The following is a 16,699-nucleotide window of genomic DNA, read 5'->3' as shown; positions in this document are numbered from 1 at the left end:
TGGCGGCTCAAATGGCGCGTTTGACCTGCTCGTCCAGCAGTTGAGGAATAATATCGGCCAGTTGCGGCGAAAGTTTACGTCTTTTTACGGCGCGGGATGGGGGTTGGCATAAACTGCAGATGAAACCGTTCAGCGGCTGGTGCGCGTGGGTGATAAATGCGCCGCCACAGCAGCTGCAGGCGGAAAGCTGCAGCATGCCGCTGTCGACGAAACGCACCAGCGTCCAGGCACGGGTCAGCGCCAGCAGCGGCGCATCGCCGGCCTGCTGGGGGCACTGCTCCAGATAGAGGCGATAGGCTTTAATCACCGCTTCGACCCCGCTGCACTGCCCGCTTTTCATCAGAAACAGGTAGGCGTTGTAAAACATCGACGAGTGAATATTCTGTTCCCAGGTCATAAACCAGTCGGTTGAGAACGGCAACATCCCTTTTGGCGGCGGGCTACCGCGCAACTCCTTATAAAGTTTAATCAAGCGCCCGCGGCTGAGCTGGGTTTCGCTCTCCAGCATCTGCAAACGGGCTCCCAGTGAAATCAGCTCCATGGCGAGCTGAATGTCCTTGGCTTCTTGAACAATACTTTTCTCAACCATCATCAGGCTCTTTTCTTCGTCGGGCTAGCGTCTTTACTCGATAGCTCTTGCAGTAAATGGCTTGATAGCAAAATGCCGGTATGGATTTGTTGCAGATCGTCGACGCGCGACTCTTTGGTCAGGCGTTCGATGGTCTGGTGATCGTTAAAGCGGAAGTGGCAAACCAGCTGGTTGGTCTCGGCCAGTTTGACCATTTGCGGTAAAGTCAGCTGCGCCAACGCGTCGGCCATGGTTTCATCGATACCAAGGCGGAACATCGCGGACGCTTTTTCATCGTTGATCAAACGCTGTGCTAAAAGTAAATATGACAAATTGATGTCATAAATATGCTTAAGTAATTCAGACGTACCCATATTCCCCATCCCGACAGACTATGTTTAAAAACATACGCTGGGTGATAAATTTTATCGCCCGTGACCTGGGTTGTTTCCCAAAGTTGGCAAATTAATCTCTCAAAAACGACTGCTATAATTTTCGCCAATCGCTAAATTCGACCACTGTTCAGTATTTGCTACGAGCGTAAACCAACGTGTATGGATGTACAGCATTCTGCTTCGATAGTGTTTAGTCACCATGAAACTATTTTTACAAATTTAATAAGATTATTCCTAAATCAGCGCAACTCTACCCCCGAACCATTAGCACACACAATGTAAGTGAGAGGCAATTTTAAATACAATGTGACATAGATCACAAAAATAAAAAATATTTAAGCCAAATACCCCCAAATACGCACACTTATTGACCACCATTTTGCTCACAAAACAGACACAGGTAAAAAAACGTCTTAAAAACAATGTTTATCAGCCAAAAAATTATCTTTTTTAGATCAATTCGAACAAAAGCATCACCAAACCAAAATAACAGAACAAAAATCTGCATGTAGCCGACAAACTCAGCATAAATAACCAGTTAAGCCGCTAAAAAATATCCAAGCTGAAAAATAACCGCTGTAAACTATAAGGTTATTAGCTATCAGATTTGACTTAAGCCCCCCGCTTGAGGCTGTTCTAATTTTCAACATCAGGTGATTAAGGCTTATCAATGATTCGCTGGCGTAGTGAACAAGCAAACAGACGTAACGATATGTTTCCGTATCAGCACGGCGAAAGAATGGTCTTTTTACGTTAAATCACCCCTAAAACGGCATATCGGCAGCACACCCTAAAACTTTAATGCTTTTTTATTTCTTTTCTGTCGCCGTTATAATTATTCCGCAGGTGAATAGATTATTAACCCGCCCCCGTTTCCATCCTTTCATTGCGATAAAATAAAACGCAGTTTTGTTTTACTCCCCCCAATCTTCAGCGTCAGGGAGGTGAAACCTCAACGCAAGCGGCAATGACAAACACCGCGTAATGCCGTTGCGCCTCTTAGGGCGGGTGAAAAAAACGCCGCAAAAGCGACAGCGCGAACTGGCGCGCAGCAGGAACAGCGGCGCTTCTGCCGTCATCCGCGCAGCCTCGCCCTGAGACTTTCCCTATTTCTTCATTTATCAGCAGGATGAGATTGCTGATGACGCACTTGCATATTATGATTTATCGAAGCGCCGCCGCAGGCGACGCCTCATTATTACCCAGTGCAATTTATCTACTTGAAATGATTTTTGTCAGGTCGTACATCACTGCCTCGGCGGCGTCGCCGTGAGCCGCTGATGTGTTATTCACCCGGCTTTAACTATTAACAGGCTATATTTTAATCATGACCGATACGCTCGAATATTTGCTGACATTCCGTAAATGCTCCTCTTTGGACAGCCTGGAAAAGGTGTACGACAAACTGAACTATTCCATTGAAAATGATACAGAAATTAGCAACATGTACCGCGCCGCCGACCACCGTCGCGCCGAGCTGGTTGCCGGTAAATTGTTCGATCTGGGCAAGGTGCCGAAAACGCTGTGGGCGCAGGTGCTTTAATTCAGCGAAATTACGTGCGGCAACGGTTTTATCTTTTATTGCTATATAACCGGGCAAACGCCGCTTTTATTGCCGCGCGTGATGCGAAACACATTTATTACGCCCATCAGGTTCTACCCTTTATCCGAGCGCAGCATGTTCTCTAAGGCCACCGACGCGGCAGCCTGAAACACGGCGGAAACAACAAGGAGTGGGATATGGGGTATCAAAACGTTCTGGTCACCGTCGCCGTCGCGCCTGACAGCCACCGCCTGGTGGAAAAGGCCGTCTCTATCGTCCGCCCCTACGCCGGCAACATCACCCTGTTAAGCACCCTCGCCAACCCGGAAATGTACAACAATTTCGCCGGGCCGATGCTGGGCGATTTGCGCACGCTGATGGAGGAGGAAACCCGGCTGTTTATGGAAGAGCTGCGTCAACGCGCCGGTTACCCGATTGCTGATATGCTGATCGTGCACGGCGAACTGGGTGACAGCCTGGAATACGCCAGCCGCAGCAGGCCGTTCGACCTGCTGCTGTGCGGCAATCACCGCGACGGCATGATGAACAAAGTCTCCTGTTCCGCCGCCCGCTTCATCAATATCAGCCATATTGACGTACTGATCGTCCCGCTCTAAGGCTAAGCACATTCGGTAACGTTGCCTTGCCGCCCCTGAACTAGGCTTAACGAACCTTGTTTGTCGCAATGCAAAGGAGCTCTCGATGTCCCCTTCTCAACAGAACCGCCGCTTCCTGCTGGCCTCGCGCCCCCACGGCGAACCGACGGCGGCGAACTTTCGTCTCGACACCGTCCCCGTGCCGCAGCCCGGCGCGGGACAGCTGTTGTTGCGTACCGTTTATCTGTCGCTGGATCCTTATATGCGCGGGCGCATGAGCGATGCCCCTTCTTATGCGCCGCCGGTCGAGATCGGTCAGGTGATGGTGGGTGGCACGGTCTCGCGCGTGGCGGTCTCACAGCATCCCGACTTCAACGTCGGCGATTGGGTGCTGGGTTATGACGGCTGGCAGGATTATGCCCTGTCCGACGGCAGCGGCCTGCGCAACCTCGGCCCGCACCTGCCGCACCCTTCCCGCCTGCTGGGCGTGCTGGGCATGCCAGGGTTTACCGCTTACATGGGGTTACTCGATATCGGCCAACCGCAGGCGGGTGAAACGCTGGTGGTGGCCGCCGCCAGCGGGGCAGTCGGTTCGGTGGTCGGCCAAATCGGGAAGCTGAAAGGCTGCCGCGTTGTCGGCGTTGCCGGCGGAGCGGAAAAGTGCCGCTATGTGGTGGAAGAATTGGGTTTCGACGCCTGCATCGATCACCGCGCGCCCGACTTTGCCGAGCAATTGGCCGCTGCCTGCCCGCAGGGCATCGACATCTATTATGAAAACGTCGGCGGTGCGGTGTTCGACGCTGTGTTGCCGCTGTTGAACGCCAAAGCCCGCATTCCGGTCTGCGGCATCATTGCCCATTACAATGCCACCGGATTACCCGCCGGGCCGGACCGTTTGCCGCTGCTGGAGGGGCTGATCCTGCGTAAACGCATTCGTATGCAAGGCTTTATCATCTTCGACGACTACGGCTCTCGCTTTGATGAGTTCCTGCAACAGATGAGCAGTTGGGTCGAGCAGGGGAAAATCAAGTTCCGCGAGGACATCGTCGACGGGCTGGAACAGGCGCCGCAGGCGTTTATCGGTCTGCTGCAGGGCAAGAACTTCGGCAAACTGGTGATCCGCGTCGCCGACGAGTAACCGGTAACAGGGCGTGGTACACCACGCCCTGCTTTTAATGCACGGCACCGTCGCCGAATCGCGCATCCTCCTCTACCGTCAGCGTCACCTGCACGATAGTGCGCACCGCTTCCACCATCGTCGCCAGCGCCATACTCGGCTTGCCCGGATGCGCCGCCGCCAGCGTGTGGCTGTACGGAATATGCACGAATCCCCCCCTGACCTTCGCGTGCTGCGTCTCCAGATAGTGCCGCAGACCGTAAAAGATATGGTTGCAGTTATAAGTGCCTGCCGTATAAGACACCCCCGCCGGGATCCCCTGCCGGCGCAGCTGCTGCACCGCGGCTTTGACGGGCAGCGTACTGAAATAGCCCACTGGCCCGCCGGCGACGACCGGTACGTCGATCGGCTGCTTACCGGCATTGTCGGGAATGCGGGCATCGATCAGATTGATGGCCACCCGTTCCAGCGATATCTCGGCACGGCCCCCGGCCAGCCCCAGACAAATCACCGCCAGCGGCTGCAATGCCTCGATCGCAGCGATCAACTGCAGATTGGCCTGGCCCAATACGCAGGGCAGCTCGAGCACCGCGATCTCCGCGCCGGCGATCTGCTCACCGGCCAATGCCTGCGCGACCTGCCAGGAAGGGTTCACCGCGTCACCATCGAACGGCTCAATGCCGGTAACCAAGACTTTGTTCATCATTTCTCCTGACTGAAGGCCAAATTCGTGTGCCACCAGCCTAGAGAACGCAGTATGATTCTGGAAATGGATTATCTGTATATAGAGTATTCATAAAATGAATTTAGCCAACGTCGATCTCAACTTGCTGGTGGTGTTCGAGGCGTTGTATCAGACGCGCAACGTGACCGCCGCAGGCCGGCGTCTCAACCGCGCCCAGCCCTCCGTCAGCAATGCCTTGGCGCGGCTGCGCACGCTGCTGAACGATCCGCTGTTTGTTCGCAGTGGCGGCGGCATGGCGCCCACGCCGCGCGCCCATCAGCTTATGCCGCAGATACGGCAGGTGCTTGAACAGATCCACCTGGCATTGGCACCCCCTGCCCGTTTCGATCCGGCCACCGCCGGGCAACGGCGCTTTACGCTGGCGGCCGGCGACTATGCCGATATCTTACTGTTGCCCGCCATCATCAGTCGATTGCGTCAGACAGCGCCCGGCATTGATATTCGCGTTTCGCGCTTGGATCGTCACAATATTTACCGGCAGCTGGATCGTGGCGAGGTGGACATCGCGCTGGGAGGGCATCTTTCCGGTACGGAAAGCCACTATGTGCGCACGTTGTTTGAAGAGCATCTGGTGTGCATCGCCAGCCGTTCGCACCCACAGCTGGCGGATGGCCGCTGGGATCTGGCGCGCTATCTCAGCCTGCCGCACGGGCTGTACGCACCGGCCGACGACGGCTCTGCCAGAGGATTAGTCGACCGTCGCCTGGCGGAAATCGGCGGCCAGCGGCGCGTCGCCGTAACCTTTTCGCATATTGTCGCTCTGCCGGCCGTGGTCGCCGGCAGCGATCTGATCGCCACCCTGGCCGCCAGCGTGGCTCTGCGCTTTTCCGATCCGCAACGCGTACGTTTTCTCCCGCTGCCCGACGAGTTGGCCATCGCCCCCTTTCCCATTGAACTGATCGCCGGCCGGCAGGCGCAACGCGACCCGGCCTTAATCTGGCTCTGCGAACTGATCGGCCAAATTCCCTTCGATTTCTGCCCGGCTTAACGCCGGCACTCGCTGCATTTTCAATCGTTCAAACCCGCACCTCAGGCCCCGTCGCTGGGCCTTTTTTCGCCCACCAAATAGGAATCATCCGAATTAACATTCGACAAATTTATATATTTGATCATCTTTAACTGGCAAATGGTAAGGATAAAAAACAGTCAGTGACTTTTTTTACGAAAAAAAAGAGTTGTTTTATAAACACGTTGGTTTAAGTGTTACAGATTTACTTTTTGGTATTACCAATTTACCAATAATTTGAGATAAAAAATGATCTGCTCGCATCTATATGTTTTAGATAATAAAAATCAAGATCGTGAGCAAGTTAACGAATTGAGCATTGATCCACAAGGCTATTTTGCAAATGCAGAGCTCTATTGTAGACTGCACAAATCGTGCCTTTGTGTAAACTTTGTTAAATCTTTCGTCAGTTCCTGTCTCAATTCGTGACAGATACGCCATCGGGATCGCGCGTCAACTCTCGTGCGGTAGCTATGCCTAAACCGGGGAATAGTATGGATCGCCTTATCATTGCGCACACGCCTTTGCCCGCCCATCAGCTGTTGTTCCGAAGCCTTTCCGGTGAGGAAAAACTGGCCGGGCTGTTCGAATTCGACGTCGAGCTGCTCAGCCCCGACAATCGGCTCGATCTGAAAGCACTGCTGGGACAAAAAATCACGCTGGAGCTGCGGGGCAATCCGTTGGCGCCGCGTTATCTCAACGGCAATATCACGCGCATGACGCTCTCCGGAAGAGAAGCCGGCGGCAACCGTTACTATATCTACCGCGCCGTGCTGCGCCCCACGCTGTGGTATCTGACGCAAAACCGCGACTTTCGCATCTACCAGGAAAAGACCGTTCCCGACATCCTGACTCAGGTGCTGGGGCAGTATCAGGTGAAAATCGATAATCGCCTGAGCTACGACTACCGCATCTGGGGATACTGCGTGCAGTACCAGGAGAGCGATTTCGACTTCATCAGCCGCCTGATGGAACACGAAGGCATCTATTACTATTTCACGCACCAGCAAGACGGCCATACGCTGGTGCTGGCTGATGCGCCGTCGGCACATCAGGAACTCGCCGGCTACGCCAGCATTCCCTATCAGCTCGCGGAAGGCGGCCTGGTGGAAAATAAAGACAGCATCAACAGCTGGAGCGTCTCGGACGCCATTACGCCCAGCCTGTATAGCCTGGACGACTACGATTTTCGCAAACCGCGCGCGCGGTTGCTGGAGGCCCGGCAGAATCCCGCCTCGTTCGCGCAGGACAAAGCCGAGGTGTTCGACTGGCCCGGGCGTTATACCGATCACGCCCACGGCCAGTTTTACGTCAAGGTTCGCCAGCAGGAGTTCGAAGCGCAGCATGAACAGATGAGCGGCGAAGGCAGTTCGCAGGGCATTGCCCCCGGCTACCGTTTCCAACTGACCCAGGCGCCGCGCACGGAAGACAACCAGGCCTACCTGGTCGTCAGCGCGCATTACTTCATGCAGGAAAACAGCTACGCCAGCAATGATAACGACGCCGGCGAGCAACGTACCGAATTTCAGGTCGTCCCGGCGGGCATCAACTGGCGCCCCGCGCGCACCACGCCCTGGCCGAAAACCCATGGCCCGCAAACCGCCGAAGTGGTTGGCCCGGAAGGCGAAAGCATCTGGACCGATAAATATGGCCGGGTGAAACTCAAGTTCCGTTGGGATCGCCACGGCAACGGCAATGAAACCAGCTCCTGCTGGGTGCGCGTCTCCAGCGCCTGGGCCGGCTGGAAATACGGCGGGATCCAGATCCCGCGTGTGGGTGAGGAAGTGGTGGTCGACTTTATCAACGGCGATCCGGATCGCCCGATCATCACCGGCCGCGTTTACAACGAAGACAGCATGCCACCGTGGGATCTGCCCGGCGACGCCACCAAAATGGGCTTTATGAGCCGCAGCAAAGGCGGCGGCACCGACAACGCCAGCTTCCTGTTCCTGGAAGACGCGCCCGGCAACGAATCTTTCGACATGCACGCCGAACGCAACATGAACATGACGGTGGAAAACGACAAGAACGTCAATATTGACGGCAATCGTTTCACCCGCATCGGCAAAACGCAGGACCACCAGGTTATCGGCAATGCCACTTTCCTGTTCGGCTCAATGCGTAATACCACCGTTACCGGACCTGAAACCGCCACGTTCAACAGCGGACAACAGGTAGGTATTAAAGCCGGGCGTCAGTTCACCATTCACGACGGCGGCGATAACGTCAACATTACTGGCGATCAGACTATTCTGCTGAAGGGCAATCGCCACCATACGATTGAAAACAAGCAGACCCAACTGATTAAGCAAGGCCAGGACACCACCATTGAGCAGTATGGCCAGTCCACGAAAATCGAAACCGGCGACAAGAAGCTGGAGATAACCAGCGGGAACCAGAGCACCAAATTGGCGGCCGGCGACAAGAGCCTCGATATCACCGGCAACCTGACCTCTACCGTCAGCGGCGAAGAAACGCGCTCTCAGAATAAATTAACCGTCACCACCGCCACAGACTACGTGCAGAAAGCGTCGAAGATTAAGATCGCCACCGTCGATGGCGAAGGCCCCAGCGGTTCGGATATTTACATCCACGGCAACAAGGTGACGGTAAAAAGCGACAGTGAGCACATTATCATCCGCCCCAAGAACATGACCTGGACTAAGTGGCTGGATGTCGGCATCAAGACTGGCGCGGCATTCTCCATTACCGGCGGCCTGACCGTCGATGTTAAAACCGCCGCGGTAGTGAAGTTCGAACCCCAGTTCATCTTGTATAAAAAAGGTCCGGAAGCCGATTTCAACGATCTGAAAATGACTTATTGTTCCATTAGGCTCGCGATTGCGATCCTGACATCCATTTCATAAGGAAGCGTCACGATGGGTTCGTTTATTGACTTTGCGACACAGGATAGTCTCTGGGGAAAAGTCGTCTTTACCCTGTTCGGCATTTTGGTTGGCGGCGTACTCATCGCCGCAATTTGCAAAAATATTTTGCCGACAAATAAACCACTGTCTTTCCCTGCACGTCTGCTCATCTTTGTCGTGCTGATGTTGGCACTTCTGAAATACAACCAGTACGTGATGTCGGCGGTGAATTACCCCGCAGAGCTGATCGGTTTCCTTATCCTGCCCGGTTTCCTGATGGTTTACTTGGGCGTAACCTCTCCCGGCGGCGGGCTGTCGCAGATGGGAGAACTGGGATGCTTCGCTCTGCTCGCCGCACTGCTGGTGCTGGCATCCGCCGTGGTCGGTTTCTTTGCGCCCTATCACCTGGAAAGCGGTGTTCAATTTACAGCCAAGGCAATCGCTGCCGCACTATCCGTCGCAACAGTCCTGTTGGTACGCAGGGGTCTTTCCATATAACTATTTATAATTAATAGCATTTATATCTTATCCGTCGTTTCGATTGGGGGAACGTTAGCGTCCCCTGAACCAAACTTTGGGTGAATATTTTCATCTGATGTGACTTTGCCTGATATCCAATAAAGCGAAAAACGGGATTGTTTTTGTGCGGCGCAACATGTTGCCCCGCAGGTATCTACCGGAAGCCTTGCACACACAATGAAAGTCGTAAAACCTTTGCGTCTGAGCACGCTTCATCGCCCCTACCGTTGGCAGGGGGAAAATTACCTTGGCGTCTCCGTTTTGGCATTAGCCGATATGGGGGCATCCCCACGTCTGCGTCCCGAGCCTGAACTATGGCAGCTCGCCAGCGAAGAGCTGGCACTGAGCGGGGGCGTGCTCGATCTCGCCTTCCCCAAAGCCTGCGCAGAATTTCTTGCCACCGGCTACGCCTATACCCATCATCAAGCTGATAAAACGGCTTGTGCGGTTAAAATCCAACTGGATACGCTGGAGAAAACGCTGGTGGTCTTCGGCGATCGTCACTGGATCAATGACCGCCCCTCATCCCCACTCTCCTTTGATGAAATGCGTCTGGATTGGAGCCGCGCTTTCGGCGGCCCACAATGGGTTGAAAACCCGCACGGCCTTGGCGCTAACCCAGAAACATGTCCACGGGGTTCTCGCTGCCCTCTCCCCAATATCGAACCCCTGCACAATCGACTGAGCTCGCCGCGCCAGACGCCGCTCCCCGTCAGCTTTGACGCGCTGGACATCAATTGGCCGCGCCGCTTCAGTCGCATAGGCAAAAAATATGACGCCAACTGGCTGCAACATGAATTCCCAGGGTTGGCCAGCGATACTGACTGGCGCCTGTTTAATATGGCGGATAACGATCAACAGTGGCCACAGCGCGACGCACTTCCGAGCGGTGCCACCTATCGCATTTGGAACATGCACCCGCAGATCCCCTGTCAACACGGACAGCTACCCGCATGGGTAGCCCGTTGTTTTATCAATCGTCTGCGGCACGGTGAGCCTGAGCTCGAAGAGATCGCCATGCGGCACACGACGGTCTGGTTCTTTCCACATCGCCAACAGATGCTGTTGATTTATCACGGCAGCGCACGCATTGACGAAGACGACGCCGCTGACGTTCTGCACCTTATGCCGGCGTTAGAGCTGTCTGGGGCCACTCGTTCTGCCAATCATTATCGCAAAGTGTTGCGCCAACGCAGCGATACCGAGAAAGGCGGTTTATTCGCTTTTCGCGAGAAAGAACTGGTACCTGAATCAGCTATCGGCCCCTGGCTGGATACGGAGCAATCGACGGAAGAAAGCCCGGCGGTACGCAACCTCACTCGCTATCAGCGACACCTGCAGCAACACTATCGCGATCGCCGGCTCTCGGAAGGCCAGGACATCGATGAAGCGCTTCCCCCTACGGAACGCCCCGCATTGGATGAATTGCCCGACTATGTCGAACGTCTTGAACAAGAAGCCGAGCAAAGACAGCAGGCCCTGTATGACGAACTGCGAGCCCAAGGGGTTGATCCGCAAAGCGTCGCCGAGTCGCCGTTAAGCAGTGGGCATGAAAACTTCCAGCAGATGCGGGATCTGCTTTACCAACACAGCGATCCTGCCGATCGCCGCCGTCTGGAAGAACAGGAACAGGCGCTGTACCAGGCCTACCTGATGACCGCACAATCGCAAGGTCCAGCGCCACGCCTGAGCGGCGACTTAGCAACGATAATACGTAACCGCGCGATGGCCACCCAACGCGGCGATAAAAACTTCAGCGGTATCGATCTGACCGGCGCCGATCTTTCCGGATTGGATCTCACCGGCGCAGACTTCAGCCGTTGTTTGCTGGAAAACGCCAATTTCAGCGGTTGCCGCCTCGATCATGCCAATTTTGAACAGGCGATGTTGGCACGTGCAGACTTCACCGACGCCCGCTTGCAAGGGGTTAACCTCAATTACGCCTCGCTGGCATTGGCCCACTGTGTGAACGCTGACTTTTCTCGCGCAACCCTGGTGGAAACCAATATTCAGGAAACGCTGTTCAAAAACTGCAATTTCACGGGAAGCAGACTGGAGCAGTTGGCGGGATACCGCACCTTTATGACGCAGTGTGATTTCTCTCAGGCCACACTCTCTGTGATCACGATGATGGCTTTAACACTGAGCCAGCTGAAATTTCACCGAGCCAAGCTGGAGAAGGTGACGTTCATTCGCTGCCAACTCGAAGGATTCGACTTCAGCCATGCTCGGCTCGATACCTGTTCGTTGGTCGAAACCCGTGCGGAAGGCTGCTCTTTTCAGGGTGCCAGGCTGCAAACATGCTCTTTTGTCGCACAAAGCGCGATGCCAGGAGCAAACTTCAGCGAAGCGACGCTCAAGCAATGCAATTTGCGTCAGTTACCGCTACATCAGGCCTGTTTCCGTCTTGCACGGATTGATAACAGCGACTTTTCCGAGGCCCAGCTCACCGCCGCCAACCTGCAGAAAGCGAACGGCAATGGCAGCTTGTTCATCCGCTGCGACTTCAGCAACGCCGATCTGTCGAATGCCAGTTTTGTCAGCGCAGTGATGCAAAAAAGCCTGTTCAGCGGTGCCGACTTGCGCGGCGCGAATTTGTTCCGGGCCGACCTGTCGCAGTCGCGGATCGACGGTTCAACAAAAATTGAAGGTGCTTATACCCGGCAAACGAAAACGCTGCCTCGCACCGCTCAGGAGAAAGTATGACGCTTGAAGCAGAAAGCGTTCGGCAGCAAATAGAGCGCGGTGAACCTTTGCAGGAATGTGATATCAGCCATTTGGATCTGCGCGGCTGGGATTTGTCCGGCATGATTTTTTCACGAGTAAACCTGCAAGGCATAGATTTCAGCGGATGCAATCTGCAGGAGGCCACCTTCAGCGAATGCTGTCTGGATCAGTGCTGTTTCGCCCGGCAAACCTTGCACCAGACCACCTTCAATCAGTGCGCCCTGGCGGGTGCCAACTTCACGGAATGCCGACTGGAGCAAAGCATTTTCAATGAATGCCGGTTGAACGACGCCAGTTTCAAACAGACCGTGCTCGACCAAACGCAGTTTATGCGCTGCCCGCTCGAACGCAGTGACTTTTGCGCGTCTATTCAGGATCGCGTGACTTTCTACGAAACGGCATTGTTGCAGGTTAATCTGGCTCAAAGTCAGTTGACGCTTGTCACTTTTTTTCGTCTTGACCTACGTACGACTGAATTAAAAAACTGTTTTTTCGACCGCGTCACGTTTTTCGAATGTGACCATCGCGGCAAAAGTTACGCCGGGCAGCGCCTCATCGCCTGCCAGTTTACCGATAACCAACTGGACGACGTCGATTTCAGCCAGGCGACGCTGCGCCAGAGCAATTTCAAGGGCGCTTCGCTGCGGCGTGCCAACCTGACGGGCGTGCAAGCGCAGCAGTCGCTGTGGCTGGAGGCCAATTTGACTCAGGCGCAGTGCCTCAGCGGGCAGTTCGATCAGGCGATCTTCAGCGAAGCGACGCTGGATGCCGCCAACTTCAGCCAGGCGCGCCTGTATCAATGCGTGTTCCAGCGCAGCCGTGCGGCACGCTGTGATTTCAGCGACAGCGACCTGACCTACGCCGATTTCTGTTATGCCGACATCGGCGCCGCCGATTTCCGGCGCGCGCGCTTTATGCGCACCCGCATGCACCGCGCCCACCAGCAGCAAACGCGCTGGGGCGATCGCAGCGGAATTCTCGAGCGCGACGAAGAACTGTACGCCGCCGAAACCTGGAGCGCACAGCGCCAGAGCCGAATCTGAATGCATTGACCACTTCACGAGGGGATCACCATGAGCGTTGCCAACACAACTCGCGCCGTCAACATCGCACCGCCCCAGCAGGCCGCCGGCCAGGTCGTCAACCTGTTGCCGGACGGCAGCCTGGTGGTGGAGTGCGAAGGCCGCGGCTGGCATTGCCGCCGGGCGGCGAGCTGCCTGCTGACGCCGGCCCTCGGCGATAACGTGCTGGTCGCCGGCTGCGGCCACCAGCTGTGGGCGATCGCCGTTCTCGAACGTGCAGAGCCGCAAAGCGCAGCGCGGCTCTGCGTCACAGGCGATCTGCAAATTGAAACGCCGAGCGGTTCACTGTCGCTGCACAGCGCGCAGGCGCTAAAGCTGAGCGGCGACGCCATGACGCTGCAGGCCAACAGCGGCGACTGCCACGTCGACAAGATGAAATACAGCGGCGAGGAGCTGTCTGCCTTCGTCAGTATCAGCCGCCTGGTCGGCAAGCGCTGCGAGTCGCTGTGGCATTCGGTCAGCCAGATCAGCCATTCGCTGTTCCGTAAAGTGCGCCAAACCGAGCACGTGCGCGCCGGGCAGCTGGATTATCAGGCGGAAGACTACGCCCGCATTCATGCCCGCAACACGCTCATTACCTCAAAAGACATCACCAAGCTGGATTCGGAACAAATCCACGTCGGATAACCTGCGGAGGCCTTTTATGTTTGCCAACAGCCAAATGATCGGCGTGGACCTGGCGTTTCCCGACGTCTGTCTGACGCCAAGCCCGGCGCCGGTGCCCGTGCCCTACCCGGATATCGCCCTGGCACCGACCGCCATCCCGAACGCGTTCAACATTCTGTTCGTCGGCACCCCGGCGCACAACATGGCGACGGTGACGCCGCTGACCAACGGCGACAACCCCGGCGTGGCCACCGGCGTCGCTTCCGGGACGGTGATGGGGCCGTCCCGCCACCTGACCGGCGCCTTTACCGTATTGCTCAAAGGCACCCCGGCCACCCGGCTGACCAGCCTCAGCCTGCAGAATTCCACCAACGCGCTCGGCATGCGCATCGTGCCGAGCCAATTAAAAGTGTTGCTGCTTGCGCCCTGATGACGGCGCCTTATTACACAGCCATTCAATCAAGAAAAGAGGACATTGTGAAAACACGGATTACCCTGACGCTGTTGACCGCCCTGACGCTTGCCGGTTGTTCCACCCCGCCGCCACCGCCGCCGGCGCTCAATAACGACGCTATCGTCAGCAGTGAAGTCAACGGCGTCACGCTGCAGCACCGCGCCGCGGTGAGCGCGCCGAAGCAGTTCAAACCGATCGGTGAGGAGTACCGCAGCCTGTACGCCGCCAGCATCATGAGCAGCCCGAATTATACCGGCACCGCCGTCGGCAGCCTGGACAACGCCGCCGCGTTCTACGCGCTGGGCGAAGTGGAAAACAACTGGCTGGCGATCTCCGCCATCCGCGGTGGCGATCTGGTGGGGTATATCCAGGCCAACGCCGGCGTACCGGAAGCGCGCTACAAATCGACGCTGCGCAAAGATCTGCCGCGCCGCGCACGCGCCACCAAACAGGACTGCGTCAAAGTCGGCGGCGACAGCAAGGCGTGTAAAAACGCCGGTTCAGCTACCTGGATCCTCCAGTAGTCAGCACGCCTGCGGGCGACGAGATTCCCATGATGACGACTCCTATCGCTTCCCGCTGGTGCGGGATGCTGTTTCTGCTGCTGGGCGCGTTGGCGCTCGGCGGCTGCATGTCTTCCGCCAAAAGCGTGCCGTCGCGTTACAGCCTGGTGTTCGATGCCGATCGCCAGGTCAACGCCGCCGCCGGCGCGCAACCGGCGCCGATCAAAATCCGCGTGCTGCTGCTGCGTTCGGATGCGGAATTTATGGATGCCGACTTCTTCAGTCTGCAAAACGACGCCAAAAGCGTGCTCGGCAACAGCCTGCTGGACAGCGATCAGTTCTTCCTGACGCCGGGCCAGACCGGCAAGAAGCTCGGCGGGCAAAGCGCGTTGGATGCGCGCTACATCGGCGTAATCGCCGAGTATCAAAATCTGGACGGCAAGACCTGGCGCATTTCACTGCCGCTGCCGGAACCCACCGAAACCAATTTCTACAAGGTATGGCAATTCTCGCCGGATGAGCTGGAAGCGCATATCGTCGCGGGCGTGAATGGCCTGCGCCCCGTAAAAAAGGTCGACTGACCTACCGCTGCGCTGAAGCGAAGTAACTATAGGTGTGATGATGAAAGATGCTCATAAGGTTGTCTGGACTGAGGGAATGTTTTTGCGCCCTCACCATTTCCAGCAGGCGGAAAACTATCTCGAAGGCTATATGCGCAACTGGGGCCAGGCCCACAGCGGCTGTTTCTGGGGGTTCCTGACCCTGGATCTGGACCAAACGCTGCTGCGCCAGGGCAAGATTGCGCTCAACGCCGCCAGCGGCATCATGCCGGACGGCACGCCGTTTCGCTTCGCCGGCGCCCAGCAGGCACCCGCGCCGCTGACCATCGCCGAAAACAAGACCGGTGAAAACGTGGTGCTGGCCCTGCCGACCTATCGCGCGGGGCGTGAAGACGTGATCTTTCAGGAAAGCCCAGAGGCGCTGGCGCGCTATCTGGCTTACGAGAACGAAGTCGACGATCTCAACGCCGTCTCGGTGGGCAGCGCGGCGCTGCAGTTCGGCCGCCTGCGCCTGCGGCTGATGCTGGAGAGCGAACTCAACGCCGAATGGACCGCGCTCGGCGTGACCCGCGTGCTGGAAAAACGCGGCGACAACAGCCTGCGCCTCGATACCGCGCAGATCCCGCCGATGCTGAACTGCCAGGGCAACCCGGTACTGAAAACCTTCATCAACGATCTGCAGGGCCTGCTGCAACAGCGCAGCCAGCAGATGAGCCAGCGCCTGCTGCAGCCGGGCCGCGGCGGCAGTTCCGAAATGGTCGATTTCATGCTGCTGCAGCTGATCAACCGCCATCTTGGCCAAGTGAGCCACGCCTACCACCTCGACCATCTGCACCCGGAGCGCCTGTTCGCCGATTGGCTGCAGTTCGCCACCGAGCTCGCCAGCTTCTCGGCGCAGCGCACCCCGGAAGGGCGCCTGCCGGTGTATGACCACGACAACCTGGCGCTGTGCTTCGGCAAGCTGATGCTGTTGCTGCGTCAGGGGCTGTCGGTGGTGCTGGAAGACAACGCCATTCAGCTGACGCTGGTCGAACGCTCCCACGGGCTGAACGTCGCCACCGTGCAGGACGCCAAAATGATGCGCGATTTCGGCTTCGTGCTGGCGGTGCGCGCCGACGTGGCCGCCGAGGTGTTGCTGACCCATTTCCCGGCGCAGATGAAGATCGCACCGGTCACGCGCATCCGCGATTTGGTGCAGCTGCAGCTGCCGGGCATCGGTTTGCGCACCATGCCCGCCGCGCCGCGCCAGATCCCCTATCACGCCGGCTACACCTACTTCGAGCTGGAAAAAGGCGGCGACCTGTGGAAACAGATGGAAAAATCCAGCGCCTTCGCCCTGCACCTGGCCGGCGAATTCCCGGGGCTGGACATGGAATTTTGGGCGATTCGCAGCCATACGGACCGGTAACCT

16 protein-coding genes are annotated in these 16,699 nt (G+C 56.7%); 13 read left to right on the top strand and 3 right to left on the bottom strand.

Annotated elements, in window-relative coordinates; translation table 11 throughout:
- Positions 1-7: 7 nt before the first annotated feature.
- Positions 8-592 (bottom strand): flagellar transcriptional regulator FlhC, encoded by a 585-nt coding sequence (gene flhC / locus ACUXAC_RS04275; protein ID WP_019452971.1) that lies wholly within the window; start codon positions 590-592, stop codon positions 8-10.
- Positions 592-942, bottom strand: a complete 351-nt coding sequence (gene flhD / locus ACUXAC_RS04270) for a flagellar transcriptional regulator FlhD (protein WP_033643537.1) — start codon at positions 940-942, stop codon at positions 592-594. The genes flhC and flhD overlap by 1 nt, the downstream gene beginning before the upstream one ends.
- 1,348 nt (positions 943-2,290) lie before the next feature.
- Between flhD and ydgT the strand changes: the two genes are divergently transcribed.
- The 3 genes from ydgT (at position 2,291) to ACUXAC_RS04255 (ending at position 4,240) form a co-directional block, all read left to right on the top strand.
- Positions 2,291-2,506: a transcription modulator YdgT gene (gene ydgT / locus ACUXAC_RS04265; protein ID WP_038876804.1), complete on the top strand. Its 216-nt coding sequence runs from the start codon at positions 2,291-2,293 to the stop codon at positions 2,504-2,506.
- Between the two features lie 197 nt (positions 2,507-2,703).
- On the top strand, positions 2,704-3,123 hold the full coding sequence (gene uspC / locus ACUXAC_RS04260; RefSeq protein ID WP_060420775.1) for a universal stress protein UspC: 420 nt from the start codon (positions 2,704-2,706) through the stop codon (positions 3,121-3,123).
- An 85-nt stretch (positions 3,124-3,208) separates the two neighbouring features.
- On the top strand, positions 3,209-4,240 hold the full coding sequence (locus ACUXAC_RS04255) for an NADP-dependent oxidoreductase (RefSeq protein WP_060420772.1): 1,032 nt from the start codon (positions 3,209-3,211) through the stop codon (positions 4,238-4,240).
- Between the two features lie 34 nt (positions 4,241-4,274).
- Here the strand turns inward: ACUXAC_RS04255 and pcp are convergent, their stop codons facing one another.
- Positions 4,275-4,922, bottom strand: coding sequence for a pyroglutamyl-peptidase I (gene pcp / locus ACUXAC_RS04250; RefSeq protein WP_060420769.1), 648 nt, complete (start codon positions 4,920-4,922; stop codon positions 4,275-4,277).
- 97 nt (positions 4,923-5,019) lie between these two features.
- On the opposite strand from pcp, the gene ACUXAC_RS04245 reads away from it, so the two are divergent.
- The 10 genes from ACUXAC_RS04245 (at position 5,020) to tssK (ending at position 16,696) form a co-directional block, all read left to right on the top strand.
- A complete protein-coding gene (locus ACUXAC_RS04245; protein ID WP_070914634.1) occupies positions 5,020-5,952 on the top strand; it encodes a LysR family transcriptional regulator in 933 nt (310 codons plus the stop codon).
- Between the two features lie 512 nt (positions 5,953-6,464).
- Positions 6,465-8,837, top strand: coding sequence for a type VI secretion system Vgr family protein (locus ACUXAC_RS04240; protein WP_226908262.1), 2,373 nt, complete (start codon positions 6,465-6,467; stop codon positions 8,835-8,837).
- A gap of 12 nt (positions 8,838-8,849) precedes the next feature.
- Positions 8,850-9,335 carry a hypothetical protein gene (locus tag ACUXAC_RS04235; protein WP_100395634.1) on the top strand — a complete coding sequence of 162 codons (486 nt, stop codon included), beginning with the start codon at positions 8,850-8,852 and terminating at the stop codon, positions 9,333-9,335.
- Positions 9,336-9,533: 198 nt separating this feature from the next.
- Positions 9,534-12,062: a DUF2169 domain-containing protein gene (locus ACUXAC_RS04230; RefSeq protein ID WP_454266514.1), complete on the top strand. Its 2,529-nt coding sequence runs from the start codon at positions 9,534-9,536 to the stop codon at positions 12,060-12,062.
- The gene (locus ACUXAC_RS04225; RefSeq protein WP_060439706.1) at positions 12,059-13,126 is read left to right on the top strand and encodes a pentapeptide repeat-containing protein; all 1,068 of its coding nucleotides are present in this window, start codon (positions 12,059-12,061) and stop codon (positions 13,124-13,126) included. The genes ACUXAC_RS04230 and ACUXAC_RS04225 overlap by 4 nt, the downstream gene beginning before the upstream one ends.
- A 30-nt stretch (positions 13,127-13,156) precedes the next feature.
- Positions 13,157-13,792 carry a DUF3540 domain-containing protein gene (locus ACUXAC_RS04220; protein ID WP_060420752.1) on the top strand — a complete coding sequence of 212 codons (636 nt, stop codon included), beginning with the start codon at positions 13,157-13,159 and terminating at the stop codon, positions 13,790-13,792.
- 16 nt (positions 13,793-13,808) lie between these two features.
- Entirely contained in the window at positions 13,809-14,201 is a 393-nt protein-coding gene (locus ACUXAC_RS04215) for a DUF4150 domain-containing protein (protein ID WP_004934933.1), read from the top strand.
- A 47-nt stretch (positions 14,202-14,248) separates the two neighbouring features.
- Positions 14,249-14,749 (top strand): type VI secretion system accessory protein TagV, encoded by a 501-nt coding sequence (gene tagV, locus ACUXAC_RS04210; RefSeq protein WP_055316351.1) that lies wholly within the window; start codon positions 14,249-14,251, stop codon positions 14,747-14,749.
- Positions 14,750-14,778: 29 nt separating this feature from the next.
- The gene (gene tssJ / locus ACUXAC_RS04205; RefSeq protein WP_060439705.1) at positions 14,779-15,309 is read left to right on the top strand and encodes a type VI secretion system lipoprotein TssJ; all 531 of its coding nucleotides are present in this window, start codon (positions 14,779-14,781) and stop codon (positions 15,307-15,309) included.
- Between the two features lie 40 nt (positions 15,310-15,349).
- Positions 15,350-16,696: a type VI secretion system baseplate subunit TssK gene (tssK, locus tag ACUXAC_RS04200; RefSeq protein ID WP_033638522.1), complete on the top strand. Its 1,347-nt coding sequence runs from the start codon at positions 15,350-15,352 to the stop codon at positions 16,694-16,696.
- The last annotated feature ends 3 nt before the right edge of the window (positions 16,697-16,699 follow it).

Source organism: Serratia sp. 121840015-1 (genome assembly GCF_053627655.1).
The sequence above is the reverse complement of the archived record's forward strand: the minus strand, read 5'-3'. Positions and strand labels throughout refer to the sequence as shown.

Excerpts from the sequence above, each read along its gene's own strand:
- ACUXAC_RS04255 (WP_060420772.1), top strand. The coding sequence starts at position 3,209 with ATGTCCCCTTCTCAACAGAACCGCCGCTTCCTGCTGGCCTCGCGCCCC.
- ACUXAC_RS04215 (WP_004934933.1), top strand. The coding sequence starts at position 13,809 with ATGTTTGCCAACAGCCAAATGATCGGCGTGGACCTGGCGTTTCCCGAC.
- ACUXAC_RS04225 (WP_060439706.1), top strand. The coding sequence starts at position 12,059 with ATGACGCTTGAAGCAGAAAGCGTTCGGCAGCAAATAGAGCGCGGTGAA.
- ydgT (WP_038876804.1), top strand. The coding sequence starts at position 2,291 with ATGACCGATACGCTCGAATATTTGCTGACATTCCGTAAATGCTCCTCT.
- pcp (WP_060420769.1), bottom strand. The coding sequence starts at position 4,922 with ATGAACAAAGTCTTGGTTACCGGCATTGAGCCGTTCGATGGTGACGCG.
- uspC (WP_060420775.1), top strand. The coding sequence starts at position 2,704 with ATGGGGTATCAAAACGTTCTGGTCACCGTCGCCGTCGCGCCTGACAGC.
- ACUXAC_RS04230 (WP_454266514.1), top strand. The coding sequence starts at position 9,534 with ATGAAAGTCGTAAAACCTTTGCGTCTGAGCACGCTTCATCGCCCCTAC.
- ACUXAC_RS04220 (WP_060420752.1), top strand. The coding sequence starts at position 13,157 with ATGAGCGTTGCCAACACAACTCGCGCCGTCAACATCGCACCGCCCCAG.
- ACUXAC_RS04245 (WP_070914634.1), top strand. The coding sequence starts at position 5,020 with ATGAATTTAGCCAACGTCGATCTCAACTTGCTGGTGGTGTTCGAGGCG.
- ACUXAC_RS04235 (WP_100395634.1), top strand. The coding sequence starts at position 8,850 with ATGGGTTCGTTTATTGACTTTGCGACACAGGATAGTCTCTGGGGAAAA.
- flhC (WP_019452971.1), bottom strand. The coding sequence starts at position 592 with ATGATGGTTGAGAAAAGTATTGTTCAAGAAGCCAAGGACATTCAGCTC.
- flhD (WP_033643537.1), bottom strand. The coding sequence starts at position 942 with ATGGGTACGTCTGAATTACTTAAGCATATTTATGACATCAATTTGTCA.
- tssK (WP_033638522.1), top strand. The coding sequence starts at position 15,350 with ATGAAAGATGCTCATAAGGTTGTCTGGACTGAGGGAATGTTTTTGCGC.
- tssJ (WP_060439705.1), top strand. The coding sequence starts at position 14,779 with ATGATGACGACTCCTATCGCTTCCCGCTGGTGCGGGATGCTGTTTCTG.
- ACUXAC_RS04240 (WP_226908262.1), top strand. The coding sequence starts at position 6,465 with ATGGATCGCCTTATCATTGCGCACACGCCTTTGCCCGCCCATCAGCTG.